General features: G+C 71.9%; 15 protein-coding genes. 7 read left to right on the top strand and 8 right to left on the bottom strand.

All coding sequences use genetic code 11. The features are described from left to right. Position 1 precedes the first annotated feature (1 nt). The 3 genes from ACFQ53_RS14295 to ACFQ53_RS14285 are packed head-to-tail and all read left to right on the top strand — an operon-like array spanning position 2 to position 4,457. Positions 2–1,858, top strand: a complete 1,857-nt coding sequence (locus ACFQ53_RS14295) for a polysaccharide biosynthesis protein (RefSeq protein WP_377860787.1) — start codon at positions 2–4, stop codon at positions 1,856–1,858. Then, a complete protein-coding gene (locus ACFQ53_RS14290; RefSeq protein ID WP_377860785.1) occupies positions 1,855–3,042 on the top strand; it encodes an aminotransferase class I/II-fold pyridoxal phosphate-dependent enzyme in 1,188 nt (395 codons plus the stop codon). Before ACFQ53_RS14295 ends, ACFQ53_RS14290 begins: the two co-directional genes overlap by 4 nt. Then, positions 3,039–4,457 carry a lipopolysaccharide biosynthesis protein gene (locus ACFQ53_RS14285; protein WP_377860783.1) on the top strand — a complete coding sequence of 473 codons (1,419 nt, stop codon included), beginning with the start codon at positions 3,039–3,041 and terminating at the stop codon, positions 4,455–4,457. Before ACFQ53_RS14290 ends, ACFQ53_RS14285 begins: the two co-directional genes overlap by 4 nt. Positions 4,458–4,528: 71 nt before the next feature. Here ACFQ53_RS14285 and ACFQ53_RS14280 read toward each other — a convergent pair whose 3' ends face one another. Next, positions 4,529–5,545, bottom strand: a complete 1,017-nt coding sequence (locus ACFQ53_RS14280) for a glycosyl hydrolase (RefSeq protein ID WP_377860781.1) — start codon at positions 5,543–5,545, stop codon at positions 4,529–4,531. 40 nt (positions 5,546–5,585) lie between these two features. After that, positions 5,586–6,527 (bottom strand): glycosyltransferase family 2 protein, encoded by a 942-nt coding sequence (locus tag ACFQ53_RS14275; protein WP_377860779.1) that lies wholly within the window; start codon positions 6,525–6,527, stop codon positions 5,586–5,588. Between the two features lie 373 nt (positions 6,528–6,900). On the opposite strand from ACFQ53_RS14275, the gene ACFQ53_RS14270 reads away from it, so the two are divergent. Together ACFQ53_RS14270 and ACFQ53_RS14265 are read left to right on the top strand one after the other, a co-directional pair. Beyond that, entirely contained in the window at positions 6,901–7,671 is a 771-nt protein-coding gene (locus ACFQ53_RS14270; protein ID WP_377860777.1) for a GAF domain-containing protein, read from the top strand. Further along, on the top strand, positions 7,590–8,252 hold the full coding sequence (locus ACFQ53_RS14265) for a hypothetical protein (protein WP_377860775.1): 663 nt from the start codon (positions 7,590–7,592) through the stop codon (positions 8,250–8,252). The genes ACFQ53_RS14270 and ACFQ53_RS14265 overlap by 82 nt, the downstream gene beginning before the upstream one ends. A gap of 241 nt (positions 8,253–8,493) precedes the next feature. Here ACFQ53_RS14265 and ACFQ53_RS14260 read toward each other — a convergent pair whose 3' ends face one another. Then, complete coding sequence (locus ACFQ53_RS14260) at positions 8,494–9,945, bottom strand: MFS transporter (RefSeq protein WP_377860773.1); 1,452 nt, start codon at positions 9,943–9,945, stop codon at positions 8,494–8,496. A 101-nt stretch (positions 9,946–10,046) separates the two neighbouring features. Here ACFQ53_RS14260 and ACFQ53_RS14255 point away from each other — a divergent pair, with 101 nt between their 5' ends. Continuing rightward, positions 10,047–11,129, top strand: coding sequence for a DoxX family protein (locus ACFQ53_RS14255; RefSeq protein WP_377860771.1), 1,083 nt, complete (start codon positions 10,047–10,049; stop codon positions 11,127–11,129). Positions 11,130–11,162: 33 nt separating this feature from the next. Here the strand turns inward: ACFQ53_RS14255 and manA are convergent, their stop codons facing one another. From manA to ACFQ53_RS14230, 5 genes are all read right to left on the bottom strand, one after another. Continuing rightward, on the bottom strand, positions 11,163–12,359 hold the full coding sequence (manA, locus tag ACFQ53_RS14250; protein ID WP_377860809.1) for a mannose-6-phosphate isomerase, class I: 1,197 nt from the start codon (positions 12,357–12,359) through the stop codon (positions 11,163–11,165). Positions 12,360–12,399: 40 nt separating this feature from the next. Beyond that, complete coding sequence (locus tag ACFQ53_RS14245; RefSeq protein WP_377860769.1) at positions 12,400–13,629, bottom strand: hypothetical protein; 1,230 nt, start codon at positions 13,627–13,629, stop codon at positions 12,400–12,402. Between the two features lie 167 nt (positions 13,630–13,796). Beyond that, on the bottom strand, positions 13,797–14,588 hold the full coding sequence (locus ACFQ53_RS14240; RefSeq protein ID WP_377860767.1) for a transglycosylase family protein: 792 nt from the start codon (positions 14,586–14,588) through the stop codon (positions 13,797–13,799). Positions 14,589–15,034: 446 nt separating this feature from the next. Continuing rightward, positions 15,035–16,771, bottom strand: a complete 1,737-nt coding sequence (locus ACFQ53_RS14235) for a pyruvate dehydrogenase (protein ID WP_377860765.1) — start codon at positions 16,769–16,771, stop codon at positions 15,035–15,037. A gap of 136 nt (positions 16,772–16,907) precedes the next feature. Continuing rightward, positions 16,908–17,858 carry a serine hydrolase domain-containing protein gene (locus tag ACFQ53_RS14230; protein ID WP_377860763.1) on the bottom strand — a complete coding sequence of 317 codons (951 nt, stop codon included), beginning with the start codon at positions 17,856–17,858 and terminating at the stop codon, positions 16,908–16,910. 249 nt (positions 17,859–18,107) lie between these two features. Here ACFQ53_RS14230 and ACFQ53_RS14225 point away from each other — a divergent pair, with 249 nt between their 5' ends. Then, positions 18,108–19,766, top strand: a complete 1,659-nt coding sequence (locus tag ACFQ53_RS14225; protein WP_377860761.1) for an FAD/NAD(P)-binding protein — start codon at positions 18,108–18,110, stop codon at positions 19,764–19,766. Positions 19,767–19,891: the final 125 nt, after the last annotated feature.

Here is a 19,891-nt window from a genome sequence, read left to right as displayed (position 1 = left end):
CATGAACACGGAAACCGACCAGAGCAGAGCGGAGCGTCCAGGGCTCCAGAGGAACGCGCCACAGGTCGCGGTCGCCGTCCTCGGGACGTCCGACGCAGTCCTCGCGATCGTCTCCTGGGCCTTCGTCCTGCTGATCTCCTCGCGTCTGGCGCCGATGGAGACGCTTCTGCTCGGCGCCGTCGCGGTCATCGTCCAGTTCGCGGCGGGCCTGGTCACAGGCCTGTACTTGCGGCGGGTCGCGATCGGGTCCGCGGCCGAGTTCCGCCTGCTGGTCGCGACCAGCCTGGTGCCGCTCGTCGCCGTCCTGATCGTCGGTCTCGCCACCGCGGGCACGGGCGCGCTCGTCGAGATCCTGCTGGCGTGGGCACTGACCGTCGTCCTCGCCGGCACGTCGCGGTTCCTGCTGCGCGTGTGGCTCGACCGGGGCAGCCGTCCTCTCTCGGGCACGCCCGTGGTCGTCGTCGGCGCGTCGCTCGTCGGCACGACGCTGGTCGAGCAGATGCTGCGCGACAAGGACGGCGCGTACCTGCCCGTCGCCTTCGTGGACGACGACACTGCGCGTCGGCGCTTCAGCTTCCGCGGGGTGAGGGTCAGGGGGACCACCTCGCAGCTCGCCGAGGTGATCGCCGAGACCGGCGCCGAGGGTGCCGTGGTCGCGATCGGCCGGGCCGACGCCGACCTCTATGCGGACATCGCCGAGCAGCTCGCGGGGACGGACCACTGGGTCCGCACCGTGCCGTCGGCGCGGGAGATGCTGGGCGTGAAGCCCGGGGTCGGCTCGATCCGAGACATCGACGTCGCGGACCTCATCGGCCGGCCGACGAGCTTCCCGGACCTCACGCTCGCCCGCTCGATGATCACCGGACACCGCGTGCTCGTCACCGGCGCCGGCGGCTCCATCGGCTCCGAGCTGTGCCGACAGATCCACGCGATGGACCCGGCCTCGCTGATCATGCTCGATCGCGACGAGTCCGCGCTCCATGCGCTCTCGATGAGCCTCAGCGGCTCCGCCCTCCTGGACACCCCGGACTTCGTGCTCGCGGACATCCGGGACCCCGAGGCGCTCGACGAGGTCTTCGCCCGCCACCGCCCCGAGATCGTGTTCCACGCGGCCGCCCTCAAGCACCTGCCGATGCTCGAGAGCTACCCCGAGGAGGCGTGGAAGACCAACGTCCACGGCACCCAGAACGTGATCGCCGCTGCCCGCAGCCACGGCGTCCAGCGCTTCGTGAACGTGTCCACGGACAAGGCCGCCGACCCGACGAGCGTGCTGGGCGCCTCCAAGCGCGTGGCCGAGGGCCTCACCGCGAGCGCCGCCGCCACGACCGACGCCGTGTTCGCCTCCGTCCGCTTCGGGAACGTCATCGGGTCCCGCGGCTCGGCGATCCCGGCCTTCGCCGAGCAGATCCGCCACGGCGGTCCCGTCACGGTGACCGACGAGGACGTCACCCGCTACTTCATGACGATCCCCGAGGCCTGCGCGCTCGTGCTGTTCGCATGCGCCGTGGGCAACCGCGGCGAGATCCTGGTGCTCGACATGGGCAGCCCCGTGCGGATCGTCGACATCGCCCGCCGGATGATGGCGCTGATGGACACCACCTGCCCCATCCGCTACACGGGCCTGCGCCACGGCGAGAAGCTGCACGAGGTCCTGTTCACCCCGGACGAGAAGGACGTGGTGGGTCGCCACGATCGTGTGTTCCACGTCCTGGGCCATCCCATCGATCCCGTGACGCTGCCGCAGCCCGAGTCGGACCTCGACAGCATCGTCACCTTCGGCCGCTCCGTCCTGGACGGCGCGGACACCTTCCGCGGCAGCGCCGCGCTCCACCCCGTCGAGGAGGTCTCCAGCCGATGAGTCCCAGGATCCCCCTGTCCGTCCCCACCGTCGGCGCGCGCGAGCGCGACGCTCTCATCGCCGCCGTCGAGTCCGGATGGATCGCCCCCGCGGGCCCGCAGCTCGACGCCTTCGAGGCGCGCGCCGCGCAGCTCGCGGGGCGCGACCGGGCCGTCGCGGTCTCCTCCGGGACCGCCGCCCTCCATCTGGCCCTGCTCGTCGCGGGCGTACGTCCCGGCGACGTGGTCGTGTGCCCGACGCTGACGTTCATCGCCTCGGCGTCCTCGATCGTCCTCGCGCAGGCCACGCCGATGTTCGTGGACTCCGACGAGACGGGCAGCATCGACCCGGCGCTGGTGGACCGCGCCCTCGGCGAGATCGGGGACTCCGGCCGCAGGGTCGGCGCGGTGCTGGCCGTCGACCTCTACGGCAAGGTCGCCGACCACGACCGCCTGCAGTCGATCGCGGACGCCCACGGGGTGCCCCTCGTCGTCGACGCCGCCGAGTCCCTCGGGGCGACCGACGCCCAGGGCCGCCGCGCAGGCTCGGCCGGTCTCGTCTCGGCGTTCTCCTTCAACGGCAACAAGATCGCCACCGCGTCCTCGGGCGGCGCCGTGCTCACCGACGATCCGGCGCTGGCCGATCGTGCACGCCATCTCGCCACGCAGGCGCGCGAACCCGTACTCCACTACGAGCACCGCGAGATCGGGTTCAACTACCGGCTCTCCAACATCCTCGCGGCCCTCGGCCTCGCACAGCTCGAGCAGCTCGACGACTTCATCGCCGCCCGCCGCTCCCACCGGGCCCAGTACCGGGCCCTGGCCGAGGAGCTGCCCGGGCTGGAGATCCTGGGCGGCGCGGAGCACGGCGACAACTGCTGGATGAGCTCCGTGCTCATCGACCCCGAGGTCGCGGGCACGGACGCGAAGGCCGTGCAGGCCCTGCTCGCCGAGGACGGCATCGAATCGCGCCCCGTCTTCGCCCCGATGCACGGCCAGCCCGTGTTCGCGGATGCGGAGCGCTACCCGCGCCTGCTGAACGGCGTCGCCGACCGGCTCTACCGCACGGGCCTGAGCCTGCCGAGCTCGCCGGCGTCGTCCCCCGAGGACATCAGCGAGGTGTGCGAACGGATCCGCGTCATCCTCCGCACCGCCGCACCTCGGACCTCGGCGGCCCGGCCCGTCGCCTCCGGTGACCGGCTATGACCCAGGACCACGACGAGCAGCAGCCCCGCCGGGCCCCTGACGGCCCGACGGGCGCTGGTCCGGCGGGTGCCGGTCCGGCGGGCGAGGATCCCGCCGACGACGTGCCGCCGCCGGTGGACACCACACGGCGGGTCGCCTCCGACGCCCTCGCCGTCGGTCTCGGGTACCTCGCGTCCTTCGCGTACCCGCTGGTCTCGCTCCCCCTGCTCGCGCGCGTCTTCGGCGTCGAGGACCTGGGCCGCTTCATGTTCGCCCTCGCGGTGCTGCAGCTCGTGGTCCAGTTCACCGACTTCGGCTTCGGGATGAGCGCGCTGCGGAGGATCGCGATCGCCCGGACCCGCGCAGAACGGTCGCGGGTCGCCTTCGCGACGCTCGCCGCGACCGCGGGGCTGTGGCTCGTCGCGAGCGCCGTGCTCATGCTCGTGGTCCTGATCGTGCCGGGCCTGCACGACCAGTGGCCGATCTACCTGATCGGTCTGCTCCTTATCGGAGTGGGCGCGATGTATCCCAAGTGGCTGCTGCAGGGCACCGGCCGGGTGAAGGCGTTCGCCCTGCTCACCGCGGTCTCGCGCCTGGTCGCCCTCGTCCTGCTGGTGTTCACCGTGAACTCGGCCGACGACGACTGGCTGGCGATGACGTGGCAGCAGTTCCCCCTCGCCCTCAGTGCCGTCTCCAGCTGGGTGATCATCCTGTGGTGGTGGAAGGACGTGCATGTGGTGCGCCCCCGCGCGAGTGAGACCCTCGAGGCACTGCGGGACTCCACCCCGATGTTCTTCTCCAACGTCGCGAGCATCATCATGGGCTCGGCGAACTCCGTCGTGCTCGGCGTCGTCTCCAGCCCGACGGCCGTCGCCTACTTCAGCGCCGCCGAGCGCTTCGGGAACGCGGCGCGCGGGGTGATGCGCGGCGTCGTCGACGCGATGCTCCCCCGCATGACCCGCGGGCACTCGGAGGGCCCCGGAACCAGTTCCCTCCAGCGCATGATCCTCATCGGCATCATGAGCGCATACGTCGTCGCCGGGCTGTGCCTGGTGATCTTCGCGCCGATGGTGGTGCCCTGGTACCTGGGCGCCGACATGGCGCCTGCGGCCGGTGTCACGCAGCTGGTCGGCATCGCCCTCGCGATCGGCGGTGTGGAGACGGCCCTGATGCTCAAGGCGACCGCCGAGCACCGCTTCCGCCTCGTCGCCCGCTTCGCCCTCATCGGCGCCTGCGAGCACCTCGTGCTGCTGTTCGTCACCGGCAGCCTGTGGGGCGCGCACGGCATCGGCTGCGCGATGATCGTGACCGAGACCCTGATGGGTGTGCTCTATGCGCGCGACGCCCTGCGTCGGCGTCGGGGGAAGCGCGAGGCGCGGGACGCCGCGCCGTCGGAGCAGGCCGACGTGGCCCAGGTGGATCCCTCGCACACCTGACGTGCCGCGCTGGTTCCGGGACCCAGGTCCCGGAGCTCGGCGGCCAAGCCCCAGGTCACAGGGCGCAGGACTCAGGCGGACGCGCAGCTCCAGGGCAGCGGATGGTTCTCGAGCCAGCGGTGGGCGGGCTTGGCCGTGCCGTCGGCGCGGGTGATCCCGAACGTGGCCTCGGCATCCGTGGTCGCCGCCCGGTCCCGGTACTGGTAGAACACGACGTAGCTGAGGTCCAGCCCCCGCAGCAGCCGCACGTACTGCTCGTAGTACTGCTGCTGGGCCCGCTCCTTCTGCGCGGATCCCTGCGTGGGGTCGCCGATCTCGCCAATCGCCACGGGCTTGCCGTAGCGGCGCCGCAGCGCGGCGATGCGCGCGGGGAAGCGGGGCATCTCGGTGTCGTCCACGGCGTGGTCGAAGTAGATGTCGACGGTGACGAGATCGAGCGACGGGGCGATCACGTCCAGTGCGCGCTCCCACCGCGCCTGGACCCGGTCACCGGAGGGCCATCCGCTGAGATTGGTGGTGACCTGGACGTGCGGGGACATCGCATGGAAGGTCTTCGAGGCGGCCGCGAGCAGCTCGGCGAGCTCCCCGTAGTAGGAGTCCCGATCGGAGTCCGCGATCTCCGTGTGGAAGCGGTAGTGGGAGCCGTCGGCCTCGTTGAAGATCTGGACGACCGCGACCTCGTCGGCGAACTCCTCGGCGACGAGCTGCCACCACTGCTCGGTCTTCCTCCTCCAGTCGGCCGCGGACGCGGACTCGTCGGGGTAGCTCACGATGAGCATCATCCATACGTCCATGCCGAGCTCCCGGGCGCGCGCGAACACGCGGTGGATCGCGCTGACCCTGTCGGGTGCGAGCGCCGCGCTCTGCGCGGTGGTCCCCCAGCTGCGCAGCACCTGGGTGTCGCCGATCCCGCAGCGCACGACCCTGGCGCCGAGTGCTGCCATCTCCTCGAGCTGCGCGAGGGCGTCGTCGAGCGCGGAGGCGTCGTGGACCTCCGCGCCGGTGAAGCCGAACCGCAGGGAGCCGCCGCACTCGGGCTGCGAGGGAGGGCCCGGCCGGACGCCCGGGATCGCGCCGGCGGCGATCACGGCTCCGGCGAGCAGGCTGCGCCGCGCGATCCGGGCGCCGTCAGTTCGCCACGCGCTCGTCGTCGACCCCTGCCTCGTCGGCCCCGACCTCGGGAACTGCCGGCATGGAGTCCAGCAGCCGCGGCGCGGGCAGCTCGGAAGCCGGCGGCAGCATGGCCACCGCGTGCGCAGCGAGCGTGATGACCACGCGCACCGCCCGCCGCAGCCCGCCGCCGCGCGCGGCCGTCACGATGTGCGGGACGAACAGGAGCGCCTCGCGGGCGACATAGCCCCGCCCCTGCTTGTCCGGGTAGGCCTCGGGGTGGCGGCGCCACACCTCGACCTCGGCGATGCAGCTGGACCAGATCTTGCGCAGGAAGCCCCAGGAGGACTCCATGAGCCGGTAGTCGATCCCGAACTCCGGCACCAGCGCGTCCTTCACGCCCGCCTTCCACATGCGGGAGGCGAACTCGATGTCGGCGACGCCGTAGCGCACGCAGGAGACGTCGAACCCGCCTAGCCGGTCGAGGGTCTCCCGGCGGATGCCGAGGTTCCCGCAGGCGGCCGTCCGCTCGGCGATCGCGTGGCGCAGGACGGGCGGGTTCGAATCCCGGGCGGTGCGCATGACGTGGAGGGGGCCCTGGACGACTTCGTGCGTGTCGAGCTCCTCGAATGCCGCGCGCAGCCAGGTGGGGAAGACGCGGTCGTCCGCGTCGCAGAACGCGATCTTCTCGGCCCGGGCCGCGAGGATCCCGGCGTTGCGCGCGAAGTTGACGCCGCGCTCAGCGCTCGCATCCAGGATGCGCAGGGGCACGGGGAACGACCCGCGGCGGGACATCGCCAGGGCCCGGGTGCCGTCCGTCGAGCCGTTGTCGGAGACGATGAGCTCCCAGGGCTCGGCGAAGTCCTGGGCGGCGAGCGCGTCCAGCTGCTCCGAGAGGAAGGGCTCGCCGTTGAAGACCGGGATGATGACGCTGATGCGCGGGGCTGGTTCGGCGGACACGGGTCCCTCAGTTCTTCGCGAGCGCGTTCTGATGATGGGAGCGTCGAGGCGGCGGCGCACGCCTGGCCTCGACCACGTATGCGGCCGGAACCGACTCCCAAAACGTACATTTCGGATCATACAGGCCCGTCCTCGGGCGCAGGGAGTCGATGTGCGCTCACTCTCGGGCGGCCGACGTGTTCGGGGTCGCGGCGCACGCCGCTCCCCCGTGGCCCCGTGCCGTCCGCGACGGAGGCTGCCGGGCCGATCGCAGCGCCCCGCGCCCGTGCGCGGAACGCCCCGCCTCCTCTCCGGAAAGTCCGTTTCGTGGCGTACGCTCGGATCGTCGGCGCGCATCGAGAGTCGGGGGCGCTGCCGCACCGGGAGGTGGCACATGCACTTGCCCTCCCGCGCCGGCCGGCTCCCCACGGACGCCGGATACCAGCACGGGGTGCTGCGGGCGCACGAGGACCTGCCCGCGGCGACCTCGCCCGAGAACGAGCGCAGCATGGTCCGCGGCCCTGTGCTCGAGTCCTGGCGGCGCTCCCTGGACCTGCTCCCCCGTGATGCGTCGGCGCCCGTGCGCGCGGGCGTCTCCGGCGCCGAGCTCGCCGAGGTCCGTCGCCGGCACGTGTTCAGCGCCGTCCTCCCCCTGCTCCACGAGCGGCTGATCGAACCCGCCGTCGAGGCCGGGCTGCTGGTCGCGCTCGGCGACGAGCAGGGACGGCTGCTGTGGCTCGAGGGCCCTTCGCCGCAGCGCACCCTCGCCGAGGACGTCGGCTTCGTGGTCGGTGCGGACTGGTCCGAGGACGCCATGGGCACGAACGCCCCGGCCCTCGCCCTGGCCAGCGGCAGCGCTATCCAGGTGGCCGGCGCGGAGCACTACGTCGAGGTGATCCAGGGCTGGAGCTGCAGCGCGGTGCCGCTGCTGGATCCCGCGAGCGGCGAGGTCCTCGGCGTCATCGACGTGACCGGGGACGAACGCGCCGTCGGCCCGCTCGTGCTGCCCCTGCTGCGGGCCGCCGCCCGCGCCGCCCAGGCGGAGCTCCCCCACCGCGGCGACGAGGGGCGGATCCCGCCCCGATGCTGCGCTTCCAGCGGACCGTGGCGGACCCGCGCACCGGTGACCTCGAGCTGCTGCTCACCGGTCGGCGCACCTCCCTGATCCGGCGCGGACGGGTCACGGCGTGCCTCTCCGGCCGTCACGCGGAGCTGCTGACCCTGCTGCATCTGCATCCCGACGGGCTGGGCGCCGGCGAGATCGCGGAGTCCCTGTACGGGTCGGTCGATGCGGTGGGCACGGTGCGCGCCGAGGTGCTGCGCCTGCGCCGCGTGCTCCAGGGGTTCGCGGGCGATGCGCTGTCACTCGACTCGCGCCCCTACCGCCTGCAGGGGGAGCTCGACAGCGACCTGCTGCGCACGCGCGCCGCGGTGGACGGCGGGGACGTCGACGAGGTCCTCGCGCACTACGAGGGCCGCCTGCTGCCCGCCAGCGATGCGCCGGAGATCCGACGGCTGCGCGAGCGGACGTCGGCCGTGGTGCGGGCGCTCATGCTCGAGAACGCCGACCACGAGCAGCTGTGGCGGTACGCCCAGCTCCCCGAGAACGAGAGCGACCTCGAGGTGCTGATGGCCGTGCTCACCCTGGCCCCGCCCGATGCCCCGGAGCGCGCTGCCGCGACCACCCGTGCGGAGGCTCTCGAGGCGGAGGAGCAGGAGGAGCGGACGCGTGCGGACGTCCGCTGAGCACCCGGGAGCCGACGGACGGCCCTCCCGCACGGGCCCGTGACCAGCAGGAGCAACGGAATGTTGCTCTGCGTCACCGTGGCGATCACGCGCGTGCAACCTTCGTGCAACGTCCCGCCGCGTAGCTTTCGAGCAACCGACGACGGTCGGCAGGCGCGCTGCCCCCGAAGCGCCCCAGCCAAGCCCCCGCCTCCGCTGGACCCCCACCTGCGGCCGTCGTCGGAACCCCACGCATTCCCGGTCAGGCGTCGGTCCCGGTGACCCTCTCGCGCTTGCGGTCGACGACGCTGACGCCGAGCGCCGCCATCGCCATCAGCATGATCACCGTGAGGGTGATGATGAAGGCCTCCACCCAGGGCGTGCCGTTCTCCGTGAGGGAGAACAGGATGCCGGGGATGAGCGCCGTGCCGACGGCCGCGCCGATCCTCTGGCCCAGCGACAGGATGCCGCCGGCGACGCCGCCGTAGCGCGGGTCCACCGCGTTCAGGGTGAGGGTCTGGTTCGGGGAGATCGTCATGCCCTGGCTGATGCCCACCAGCGTGAGCGGCACCGCGAGGGTCCAGAACGGCAGCACACCGCTCTCGACGACCCCGGCCATGACCGCGACCAGGGCGAGGCCGACGAGGACGACGACGAAGCCCGCGATCACGAGTCGCCTGCCCAGGCGCAGCACATAGCGACCGCCGAGCTGCGAGGAGATCATCGCCGCGACCGAGGACGGCAGGCCGATGATGGAGGCCTCGAAGGGTGTGCGGTCCAGATGCATCTGCAGGAACAGCGGTAGCACGATCCAGATGCTCGTGGAGCCCAGGAAGTAGACGGTGACGATGATGATGCCGTTGCGGAAGGGCGGGCTGCGGAAGATGTCGGGGTCCACCATCGGCGGGCGTCCGCCGCGGCGGTAGCGGTTCTCCCAGGTCACCCAGCCGAAGACGAGCAGCAGCCCGAGCGGCAGCAGCAGCCAGACGAGCGCGGAGACCGAGCGCTCGAGGAACGGCAGCATGATCATGAGGATCGCGAGGGCGAGCAGAATGGTGCCGACGGGGTCGAGGTCGGGCTTGGCGTCCTTGGTACGCAGCTTGTCGTTGGGGATCCACAGCAGGCCCAGCACGATCGCGAGGATGCCGATCGGGACGTTGGAGAAGAAGATCCAGCGCCAGCCCATGTCCTCACCGAGGACCTGGATGAGCAGACCGCCGATGACCGGGCCGACGGCGGTCGCGACGGCGACCGTGGTGCCGAACATCGCGAAGGCCTTCGCGCGGGCCTGGCCGCGGAAGTTCACCTGGATCAGGCCGATCGACTGCGGGTTCAGCAGTCCCGAGCCGAGGCCCTGCAGGATCCGCGAGATGTTCAGGACTCCCACGTTCGGCGAGAGCCCGGCCATCAGGGACCCCAGGGTGAACAGGCCGACGCCGAGGAGCAGGATGCGCCTCTTGCCGGTCGCATCGCCCACGCGCCCGGCCGGGACGAGCAGCACGGCGAAGGCGAGGGCATACCCGGAGAGCACCCACTGCAGGCCCTCGGAGTCCGCCTTCAGGGAGTGACCGATGGGCGTGAGCGCGACGTTGATGACCGAGACCGCGACCAGCGCCATGAACAGGGGGAGCAGGAGCACGAACAGCACCCGGCGAGGGTGCGCGGGCGCCTGGGCGGTCGGGGCAGGACGGGTGCTGGGGTCGGGAGCGGTCACCCGATCAAGGATACGGAGGGTGTCGAGGGGTGGGACGGCGTACGCATGCTCTCGTGTGCGGGGCATCTCGCGGACAGCAGCGACTCGAGTACCCTGGTCCGGTGCCGATCCTGCTGCTCACCGCCCAGCTGCTGGTCAGTCTGACGCTGCTGATCAGCGGTGCCGCGAAGCTCGGTGACAGGCGCGGAACACAGGACGCGATGGTGTCCCTGCGCCTCCCCCTTCCACGCGCCCATGCCCCCGCGGCGCTGCTTCTGCCCGGTGCGGAGATCGCGCTCGCGCTCGGGATCTGGCTGCCCGTTCCTCTCGTGCCCCTCGCATTCTCCGTGCTCATCGTCGTGCTGCTCGTCCTCTACTGGGCGATCATCGCCAGGGCCCTCCGATTCGAAGAGTCCGTGTCCTGCTCATGCTTCGGAACCCTGGGCTCCCCGACGGTCTCCCGGACCACCCTCGTGCGCAACACGCTGCTGCTGGCGCTGGGGGCTCTCACGGTGATCGGCACCGCCCGCTCTCTCCCCGCACACGCGGCCGCGGACGCGTCCGGGCTCCTGGTGCAGCTTGTCCTCGCGGTGCTCCTCACGGGGGTCCTCACTCTGCTCACCCTCGGAGGCACCTCGCGCAGGAGCGAGACCGGACCGGGCACGGCCACCGTCGGCGATCGCCCCTCCGCGCACGAGCCGTCGGACGGCGAGGATCCGCGAACGGGCTCTGCGGACGATGCGGATCTCGACTACGAGCGCACGCCGACGCCGTTCGGCATGCTGCAGAGGAGCGGCGAGGAGCCCGTCTCCCTCGCGTCACTGACCGCCGAGCGCGCGGCGCTGCTGATCTGGGTGCGTCCCGGCTGCGGTCCGTGCGAGAGGGTGCTGAACGCGGTCGGGCCCTGGCGCGCGGCACTCGAGGAGACCGTGAGCGTGCGCACGCTCGTCCGTGCGGATCCGGCGGGCCTCGCCCCGTCAGTGCGAGAGCGCGCCGGCGACAGCCTCGCCAGGGACATCGAGGGCAACCTTGCGATCTCACTCCGGGCGGGCTCCTCCCCTGCCGCCGTCCTGCTGGGGGCCGACGGACTGCTGGCAGGCGGCCCCGTCGCCGGCGCGGAGGGCGTGACTGCGTTCGTCGAGGAGATCATCGAGCAGATCGGGCAGGCGCGGGACCGAGGGGAGCTCATCTCGCCATCGGCCTGAACCCGGCAAATGCCGGATCCGGAAGCGGAGCGATCAGGGAACGCACGCCTGCACAATGCGGCCGGAGCCTCGAACGCAGACCTCCCCCTCGGAGGCGGGGACGAAGACAGCCTGCCCCGAGCGCACCGCGATGCTGCTGGTCGCCGACTCGAGGAGAAGAGCCCCTTCGAGGCCGAGCACGATCCTCGGACCATTGCCCAGCATCGGCCACGCCCCCGAGTGGGTCGCCCCGTGAAGAGTGGTGAAGGAGACTTCGAAGTCATCAACAGGGGCGTAGTAAGACTCGGTGATCTCATTGCGTCGCTCGGGCGCTATCCGAACTGGCGGCGCAGCGACGACGCTCACGCACTGCAGCAGCTCGTCGACATCCACGCGCTTCTCGGTCAGGCCGGCGCGGAGCACATTGTCACTCGCTGCAGTGACTTCGACCCCGAACCCGCCGAGGTACGCATGGAGCGTACCCGTGGGGATGAAGAGAGCCTCGCCCGGCTGCAGTGACACAGGGTTGAGCAGGAGTGCAGCGACCACGCCCGCATCGCCCGGATGGTGCTCCGCCAGCTCGACGACGATGCGATCGATGCGGGGCGACGGGGATGCACCGCGTCGCTCACGATCACGGCAAGCATCGACGACCTGCTGCACGAGTGGTGGTCCGGGGCGGAGCGAAGGCGAGAGGAGTGCGCGCAGCGCCGCATGCATGCCGCGCGCATCGGGGTTCTCCACCAGGAGCCGATGCAGACGATCCGAGAGATCCGTGCCCAGGCCTTCGAGGATCTCGGTGGCTCGGCGAGGTGCCCGGAATCCGCACAGCGCCGTGAACGGCTCCAGTGCGACGAGGAGCTCCGGTTTGTGCTTCGGGTCCCGATAGCTGCGCCGGGAGGACTCCAAGGGCAATCCTGCGGCGTTCTCCGCGGCGAAGGACTCCTCAGCACGCTCCTGATTCGGATGCACCTGCAGTGAGAGCGGCCGCTCGGGCGCGATCGCCTTGAGGAGGAACGGGAGCTCATCACCGAAACTGCGAGCGACCCCATCGCCGAGCTGGGTCGGCGGATCGGAAGCGATGAGATCCATCAGCGTCTTGCCATCGTCGAGAAGTGAAGGCGCCGTTGGATGGCTGCCGAACCACACCTCGGCCCACGGACTGCCGTCCGATGTCTGACCGAGGAAACACGGCAACCGTGTTCGCGATCCCCATGCGTAGTGCTGGATCCGGCCGTCGATCGCACGCATCATGCGGCGGCGCGCTCTCGGAAGCGCCGCCTGATGGTCGTCATGCGCCGCCCTCGACGCGGTTCTCGACCTCCCGGGCGATGCGCGCGGCGGGCTCCTCCTCGGGCATCGCGGGCGCCGGGGTGGGCGTGCCGTGGCGGCGCATCCCGTAGCGATGCCAGAACTCGTGGACCCAGCCGGGCGCTCCCGGCGCGTGCACCCACGCCTCTCCCCCGCGGGCGGCGACCTCGAGGACCTCCGCGGCGAGGATCGAGACCACCGGTGCGCGCAGGGTCAGAGGATCCGTGCCCGCGGGCAGCACCTCGATGCCCCGTCGCTCCCAGAGCCGGTGCTGGGTACGCGCGAGCCGCCCCGTCTCCCCCGCCTCGGGCAGATAGCGGGCGACGCCGTCCCGGCAGAACGAGGAGGCCGCGCCGGCGGCGAGACGGCTCGGCAGCTCGATGCGCGAGAGCTGCCCCAGCACGACGGGCGAAGGCACGGACGTCGGGTCGACATGGTCGTCGACCCCCTCGTCCGACGCGTCGGCGCCCGCGTCGGCCCGCGTCCCCGCGCCGTCGTCGCTGCGCGTCTCGGCGACCTCCTCGCCGCCTCTGCCACCGCCCCCGCGGCCCTTCCCGGTGCCCTCGACCGCCGGGTCGTCCTCCCCGCTGTGGTGCCCCAGCTGCCAGAGCCGCTGGGAGCCGACCGCCAGCAGGGTGAGGTCCTCGCGTCCGGAACGCCAGAAGTCGGCGTCGTCGGCGGACCACGAGAGCACGGTCGCCTCCGCCGGCAGCGGCGCGGCGTACGGGGTCAGCACATCGGTCTGGACCACGAAGGACTGCAGCCCGCGGCGCTCGGCGACCGAGTGCAGGGCAGCGCCCGTCGGCCCGCCCTGACCGGCGGTGACGACCGCGGCGGCATCGGAGGGGACGGCGTCGCGCGCGGACTCGAACGCCCGCCGGCGCCAGTCGTGCCCGCCGAGCTCAGGGGCGATCAGGCCGCGCGGGGCGATCACGTCGACGCCCACGCGCAGGTACGGGAGGAAGGCGAGCAGGGCGGCGCGGCTGCGCGGGGAGGCGTCCTCGAGACCGATGACCACCCGTGCCGAGGTCTCGCCCTCGCGCGAGTGCAGCACCCACCGGGGCTCCTCCCAGTGGTCGTCGCGACCGCGCGTGCCGCGCAGCGTGCGGACGGCATCGGCGACCGAGCCGCGGCGCCGCGGAAGGCCACCGCGGGAGCGAGCCCAGTCCCGCCACAGTTCGATGCTCTCGGGGTGGACGAGACCGGCCATCATTCCTCCGCGATCCGACATGGGGACGACGGGCCGGTGCTCCCCGGCCGCACGTCCACACTGTCGCACACGCACCACCGCCCGGTCGTCGCGACGCGACGACCGGGCGGAATGCATGTGACCGGCGGGAATCGGGCCGGGCCCCGGAAGGCTCCGCCCGCGGCGGATCAGTTGCCGTTGAGGTGGATCTGCAGGGCCCGGACGGTCGAGTAGGAGGTGCGGAAGTCCCACACGCCGTTGTTCGAGTAGCCGATCTTCGCGCGCAGCTTGCGCGTGGTCTCCGAGCCGATCTTGCCGTCCTGCACCGCGCCGACCTTCTTCTGGAGGGCCTTGATGTCGCTCGTGGACAGGGAGCCGTCGGCCTTCACGCCGACCCACGACTGCAGGCTCGCGGTGGTCTTCGGTCCGAACTTGCCGTCGACCACGAGCCTGCCGCTCGAGGACGATCCGGACGAGCTCGACTTCGAGGAGCCGGAGGTCGAGCTGGAGGCCTTCGAGGACGAGGAGCTCGAGCTGCTCGACGGCGTCGCGCTCGAGGAGGCGCCGCCGTTGGCCTTGGTCAGGCCCGCGCGGGCGCTGCACACGGGCCAGGCGCCGGGGCCCTGGTCCTGCAGCGTGCGCTGGGCGATCGCGATCTGCTCGGCCTTGGTGGCCTTGTCCGCGGTCGACGCGTACGTGCCGCCGCCGTAGGCGATCCAGGTCGAACGGGTGAACTGCAGGCCGCCGTAGAAGCCGTTGCCGTTGTTGATCGACCAGTTGCCGCTCGACTCGCACTGGGCGACGTCATCCCAGACGGCGGGGGTGCTGGCCTCGGCGACGCCCGCGCCGGCCATGCCGAGCCCGGCGGCGATCACGGCGCCGCCGGTCGCGGCGGCGAGCTTCGGGGCGACGCGCGTCCCGCGGAAGTAGACGGCTGCGCCCTCGGCGCGATGGGTGGGGGTGCGGCGGGCCTCGGACATGACGAGCTCCTGGGGGTGCGGGAAGCGGGGGAAGGGCGGGGAGGATGAGGAGGAACACCGGCACGCGAAGGCGTGACCTGCGGTCCCGTCGTGGGATACCCCTTACCGTGCACCGGCCCCGTCACCGCGAGAAGGCCTCGTGACCACATCCGGCCGCTCGTTTTGCCGAACTTTTACCTCCCAGGCACGGCATGTCGGGTCGACAGCGCGCATGACAACGCGTACCAGGCGGCCCGACGAGCCGCCGAGCGACCCGGACGTGACGGGTCGCGCCGGCGCCGACGCCGGCTGCACCGACTGCACCGACTGCACCGACGCTCCCAGAGCAGCCGTGACCAGGTTCCATGACAGAAACGGCTGTCATCTGTCATAGAACCTGGTCACGATCCTCGCCGGTCAGCCCTGGGCCGCGTGCTCTCGCGCCTCGGCTCCGCCGCCCCGCGCCCTCAGCGCGGGATGTTGCGCACGTTCGTGGCGGCCATGTCGAGCATCTTGCCGACGCCGCCGCCGAGCACGACCTTCGTGGAGGCCATGGCGAAGCCGCGGATCTGCTGCGAGGTGACCTTGGGCGGCATCGAGAGCGCCGCGGGATCGGTGACCACGTCGATGAGCACGGGGCCCTTGTGCTTGAGGGCCGCCGCCAGCTCCTTCTTGAGCTTCTTGGGGTCGGTGATCCGCACCGAGTGGATGCCGGCGCCGGCGGCGATCGCCGCGAAGTCGACGTGCTCGTGGTCGGTCTCGTAGTCGGGGAGGCCCTCGACGAGCATCTCGAGCTTGACCATGCCCAGGCTCGAGTTGTTGAAGACGACGATCTTCGTGTCGAGCTGGTGGAGCTTCACGGTGAGCAGCTCGCCCATCAGCATGCCGAGCCCGCCGTCGCCGGACATCGAGATGACCTGGCGGCCCGGGTTCCCGGCGGAGGCGCCGATGGCCTGCGGGAGCGCGTTGGCCATCGTGCCGTGGTGCCACGAGCCGAACACGCGGCGCTTCCCGTTGGGGGTGATGTAGCGGGCGCCCCACACGTTGCACATGCCGGTGTCGACGGTGAAGATCGCGTCGTCGTCGGCGAGCTCGTCGAGGGTCGCCGCGACGAACTCGGGATGGATCGGCTTCATCTTCTCGACGTTGCGGGTGTACGCCGAGACGACGCCCTTGAGCGCCTTCTCGTGCTTGCGCAGCAGCGCGTCGAGGAACTTCCGCGAGCGCTTGGGCTGGACCAGCGGCAGCAGCGCGTCGATGGTCAGGGCGACGTCACCGTTCACGGCCAGGTCGAGCGGGATGCGGCGACCCAGGCGGGAGCCGTCGGCATCGATCTGGACGACGGTGACGTCCTTGTCGGGGAGGAACTCGCTGTAGGGGAAGTCGGTGCCCAGCAGGATGACGAGATCGGCCTCGTGCATCGCCTCGTAGCACGCGCCGTACCCGAGCAGACCGCTCATGCCCACGTCGTACGGGTTGTCGTACTGGATCCACTCCTTGCCGCCGAAGGCATGGCCGACGGGGGCCTTCACGGCCTCGGCGAGGGCGAGCACCTGCTCGCGGGCGCCGCGCACGCCGGCACCGGCGAACAGGGTCACGGAGTTCGCGCGGTCCACCAGCGATGCGAGCTCCTCGACCGTCTCCGGATCGGGCTGGACGCGGCCGAAGCGGGTGGCGAGGTCCTTGGTGGCGCCCGACCCGACCTCCTCGTCGGCGACGTCGCCGGGGATCACGAGCACGGAGACGCCCTTCTTCGCGAGCGCCGTCTGCGCGGCGATGTGCAGCATGTCCGCGCCGTGCTGGCCGGAGTTCACCATCTCGCAGAAGTGCGAGCACTCCTGGAAGAGGCGCTCGGGGTGGGTCTCCTGGAAGAAGCCCGTGCCGATCTTGCCGCTGGGGATGTGCGAGGCGATCGCGAGCACCGGGGCGCCGTCGCGGTGGGCGTCGTACAGCCCCTGGATGAGGTGGGTGTTGCCCGGGCCGCAGGACCCGGCGCAGACGGCGAGCTTCCCGCTCACGCGCGCCTCGGCGCCGGCGGCGAAGGCGGCCGCCTCCTCGTTGCGCACGTGCACCCAGTCGATGCCCTTGGTGGTGCGCACGGCGTCGACGATCGGGTTCAGGGAGTCCCCGACGACCCCGTAGATGCGCTCGACACCGAAGTCCCGCAGCTGGGTGACGAGGTGCTGGGCGAGGGTGACTGCCATGGCGTGCTCCTGACGACTCGGCGGATCCGCGACCCCGTCCTGCGGGCCGCATGACGTGATCCAGCCTAGTGAATCGCCGGTGCGCCCAGCCCCCGGACGTGGGAGAGAAGACAGGTCGGGCCCCGTATCCGGCGGCTCAGAGCAGCGGCAGCAGCTCCTGCCAGACCGCCCGGAGGATCTCCTGCGTGGGCCCGGCCTCGTGATGGGAGGTGAGGGTGACGACGGCGCGCCGGTCCGGCAGCACGATCGAGAACTGGCCGAAGGCGCCGTCGGCCCGCCAGGCCCCGGGCACCGAGCACTTCCAGACGCCGTAGCCGTAGCGGGTGTTCTCCGGCTCCATCTCGCCGGTGGGGACCCAGGACGACTCGGCGTGCATGGCGTCGATCCATTCCGCGGGGACCAGCTGCTCGCCCTCCCAGGCGCCGCGCTGCAGCAGGAGCCGGCCGATGCGGGCCACCTCGCGCGTGCGCAGGTGGAGGCCGGTCGCGCCCCAGGTGCGGCCCTCGCGGTCGGAGTGCCACTGGGGGTTCACGATCCCCAGCGGCTCGAACAGTCGCGGCAGCAGGTAGTCGCGCAGGCTCGAGCGGGAGCGCTCGGCGATCGTGCGCCCGAGCAGGAAGATCGAGCCGTTGGAGTACTCGAACCTCTCCCCCGGCGCGCGCACCAGCGGCGTGCGCAGCAGCAGATCGGTGAGGTGCGGGTCCTCGCGCTCGGAGTCCAGGAACACGGTGATCGGGTTCCCGGAGGTCATCGTGATGAGGTGGCGCAGGCGCACCAGCTCCATGCCGCGGCCGTACCCGCCGGCGGGTGTGGGCAGATGGTCGATGAGACGGTCCTCGAGGTCGATCAGGCCCTCCTTCTGCGCGATGCCGGCGGCCAGCGCCGTCACCGTCTTGGACACCGACCAGACGTTCTCCGAGGTGTCCTCGACGAAGCGCACCTCGAGGTCGTCGTGGCCCTCGCGGTGCAGGTGCGCCGCGCGGACCCCGAGCCGCTTCTCGAGGATGCGCTGGCGCAGGGGGAGCAGGATCAACGGATCGGGCACGGGGGCCGACGGCGCGGCGGACGGGGCGGACGCGGGAGTCATGCCCCGACCCTAGACGCGCGGCGCCGCCCGGGGCGGGTGGATCCCACCCCGTCGACACATCCGGGCAGGCCGCATGCGGAGCGCCCGGCGGGCACGAGATCCTCGTCGCCCGATCTGGGCGAAATGCCCGTACTGGGGAGTAGGATCGACGCGGCGCGCCCGCGGTGGGCGGGCGCCTCGGACGCAGCGGATCCCCCCGGCCGCAGCGCGTCCGATCCTGCTGCAGACAGAACCTCACAGAGAACGCGGATGAGCACTCAGAAGATCTCGGAAGACATCAGGAACGACGTATCGGCCGACGTCATCATCGTCGGCGCAGGGGTATCGGGGACATCGACCCTGCTGAGGCTCCTGGAGGAGCAGCGAACGGGGGCCACGGGGACCGACAGGCTCCGCGTGGCGGTCATCGATCGCAGCGACGACATGTTCACGGGCCTGCCCTACGGCTCGCGCTCGGGCAGCGCGTCGCTCATCGTCACCTCGCTCGACGAGTTCCTGCCCGACGGCATCCGCCAGGACTTCATCGCCTGGCTGGAGGCCCGGAAGGAGCGGATCCTGGCGGCCGACGAGTCGCTGGGCATCTCCCCGCACTGGGCGGAGGATCACGCCGAGGAGATCCGGCGTGGCGAGTGGGACGCGCTGTTCATCCCCCGCCGACTGTTCGGGCACTTCCTGCGCGGGCGCGTCGAGGAGATCCTCGCGAGCACGTTCGACGTCGAGGTCCTCCGGATCGCCGGCGAGGCCGCCTCGCTGCGTCGAGCGGGCACCGGCACGGGCGCCGACCGCGAGCTCGAGATCCTCGTCGCCGCACCGGGCGCCTGCACCGGGGGCGGAGCCGCCGGCGGCGCGGATGGCGCACCCGGAGGCGGGACGCGCGTGCGCGGGCGCTCCGTCGTCCTGGCCGTCGGCAGTCCGCCCACCCGGATTCTCGGCCACGATCCCGCGGACGCCGGCAGCGGCCGTTTCCTCGACGACACGCATCTCCACGGCATGGACCGCCTCCTGCAGGAGGCGCGCGCCGCGATCCGGGAGATGCCCGAGGGCGCGAGCCGCGACATCCTCGTGGTGGGCGCGAACGCGGATGCGCTCGAGCTGCTGCACGCGGCCGTCCGCGCCGGCCTCGAGCGCGCGTGGGACCACCACGTGACCGTGCTCGCGACCCACGGCATCCCCGACACCTGGACCGTCCACCCGGACCGTCGCGGCGAGTACCGCTCCCGGCACCTCGCCGACTACGCCGCGCACACGCCCGACGCGGACCTCACCGCCCGCGCCGTGTACGACGCGGTCGTGCGGGACGTGGACGACGCGATGGCCAGCGGCTTCTGCGAGCAGGACACCGTGGACGAGCTGAAGGAGCTGTGCTCGCAGATCCTCGAGCGGCTGCCGGCGGCGGAGCAGAAGCTCTACGTCGACGTCTACGGCACCAAGGTGGGGCGCTTCGCCCGACCCACCGGCGGCGACTACCAGCGCACCGCCTCGGCGCTCCTGGAGTCCGGGCGGGTCCACGCGGTGCGCGGCCATTTCGAGCACGCGGAGAACAGCGCCGCCGGCTGGAGGGTCACGACCTCGACCGAGGAGGGCATCTCCACCCTCGACCGGACCTTCGGCGTCATCATCAACTGCGCCGGCTTCGAGAACGTCGCCGAGACCCGCGACGGCTTCCTGCGCTCCCTCCAGGACGAGTCGGGGCTGCGCTCCTCGACCTCGCGCACGGGATTCCAGGTGGACGAGCACTTCCAGGCTGCCCCCGGCGTGTTCGTGGCGGGCCCGCTCCTCGCGGGGAACCTCAACAGCGCCCTGCGCGTGTGGCACCTCGAGAGCTGCCGGCGGATCCTCGCGATGGCCGACAGGATCGGCGCCGAGATCGCAGCCCATCTCCGCGCCACCGAGCTCGAGCCCGTCTGACGGGAGCACCCCGTCGGACGCGGGGTGACCGGCTGACGCGGACCGCGCGGCTGGCGCTCGCTGCGCGTCCGACGCGGGCGGCACGTCCGACGCAAGCAGTACGAGAGGGGCCGACCCGCCTGGCG

It is taken from the genome of Brachybacterium sp. NPDC056505 (assembly GCF_042794925.1).
Taxonomy (GTDB): domain Bacteria; phylum Actinomycetota; class Actinomycetes; order Actinomycetales; family Dermabacteraceae; genus Brachybacterium; species Brachybacterium kimchii.
This window is presented reverse-complemented; position numbering and strand designations above follow the sequence as displayed.

Excerpts from the sequence above, each read along its gene's own strand:
- ACFQ53_RS14295 (WP_377860787.1), top strand. The coding sequence starts at position 2 with ATGAACACGGAAACCGACCAGAGCAGAGCGGAGCGTCCAGGGCTCCAG.
- ACFQ53_RS14290 (WP_377860785.1), top strand. The coding sequence starts at position 1,855 with ATGAGTCCCAGGATCCCCCTGTCCGTCCCCACCGTCGGCGCGCGCGAG.
- ACFQ53_RS14285 (WP_377860783.1), top strand. The coding sequence starts at position 3,039 with ATGACCCAGGACCACGACGAGCAGCAGCCCCGCCGGGCCCCTGACGGC.
- ACFQ53_RS14270 (WP_377860777.1), top strand. The coding sequence starts at position 6,901 with ATGCACTTGCCCTCCCGCGCCGGCCGGCTCCCCACGGACGCCGGATAC.
- ACFQ53_RS14265 (WP_377860775.1), top strand. The coding sequence starts at position 7,590 with ATGCTGCGCTTCCAGCGGACCGTGGCGGACCCGCGCACCGGTGACCTC.
- manA (WP_377860809.1), bottom strand. The coding sequence starts at position 12,359 with ATGCGTGCGATCGACGGCCGGATCCAGCACTACGCATGGGGATCGCGA.
- ACFQ53_RS14245 (WP_377860769.1), bottom strand. The coding sequence starts at position 13,629 with ATGGCCGGTCTCGTCCACCCCGAGAGCATCGAACTGTGGCGGGACTGG.
- ACFQ53_RS14240 (WP_377860767.1), bottom strand. The coding sequence starts at position 14,588 with ATGTCCGAGGCCCGCCGCACCCCCACCCATCGCGCCGAGGGCGCAGCC.
- ACFQ53_RS14235 (WP_377860765.1), bottom strand. The coding sequence starts at position 16,771 with ATGGCAGTCACCCTCGCCCAGCACCTCGTCACCCAGCTGCGGGACTTC.
- ACFQ53_RS14230 (WP_377860763.1), bottom strand. The coding sequence starts at position 17,858 with ATGACTCCCGCGTCCGCCCCGTCCGCCGCGCCGTCGGCCCCCGTGCCC.
- ACFQ53_RS14225 (WP_377860761.1), top strand. The coding sequence starts at position 18,108 with ATGAGCACTCAGAAGATCTCGGAAGACATCAGGAACGACGTATCGGCC.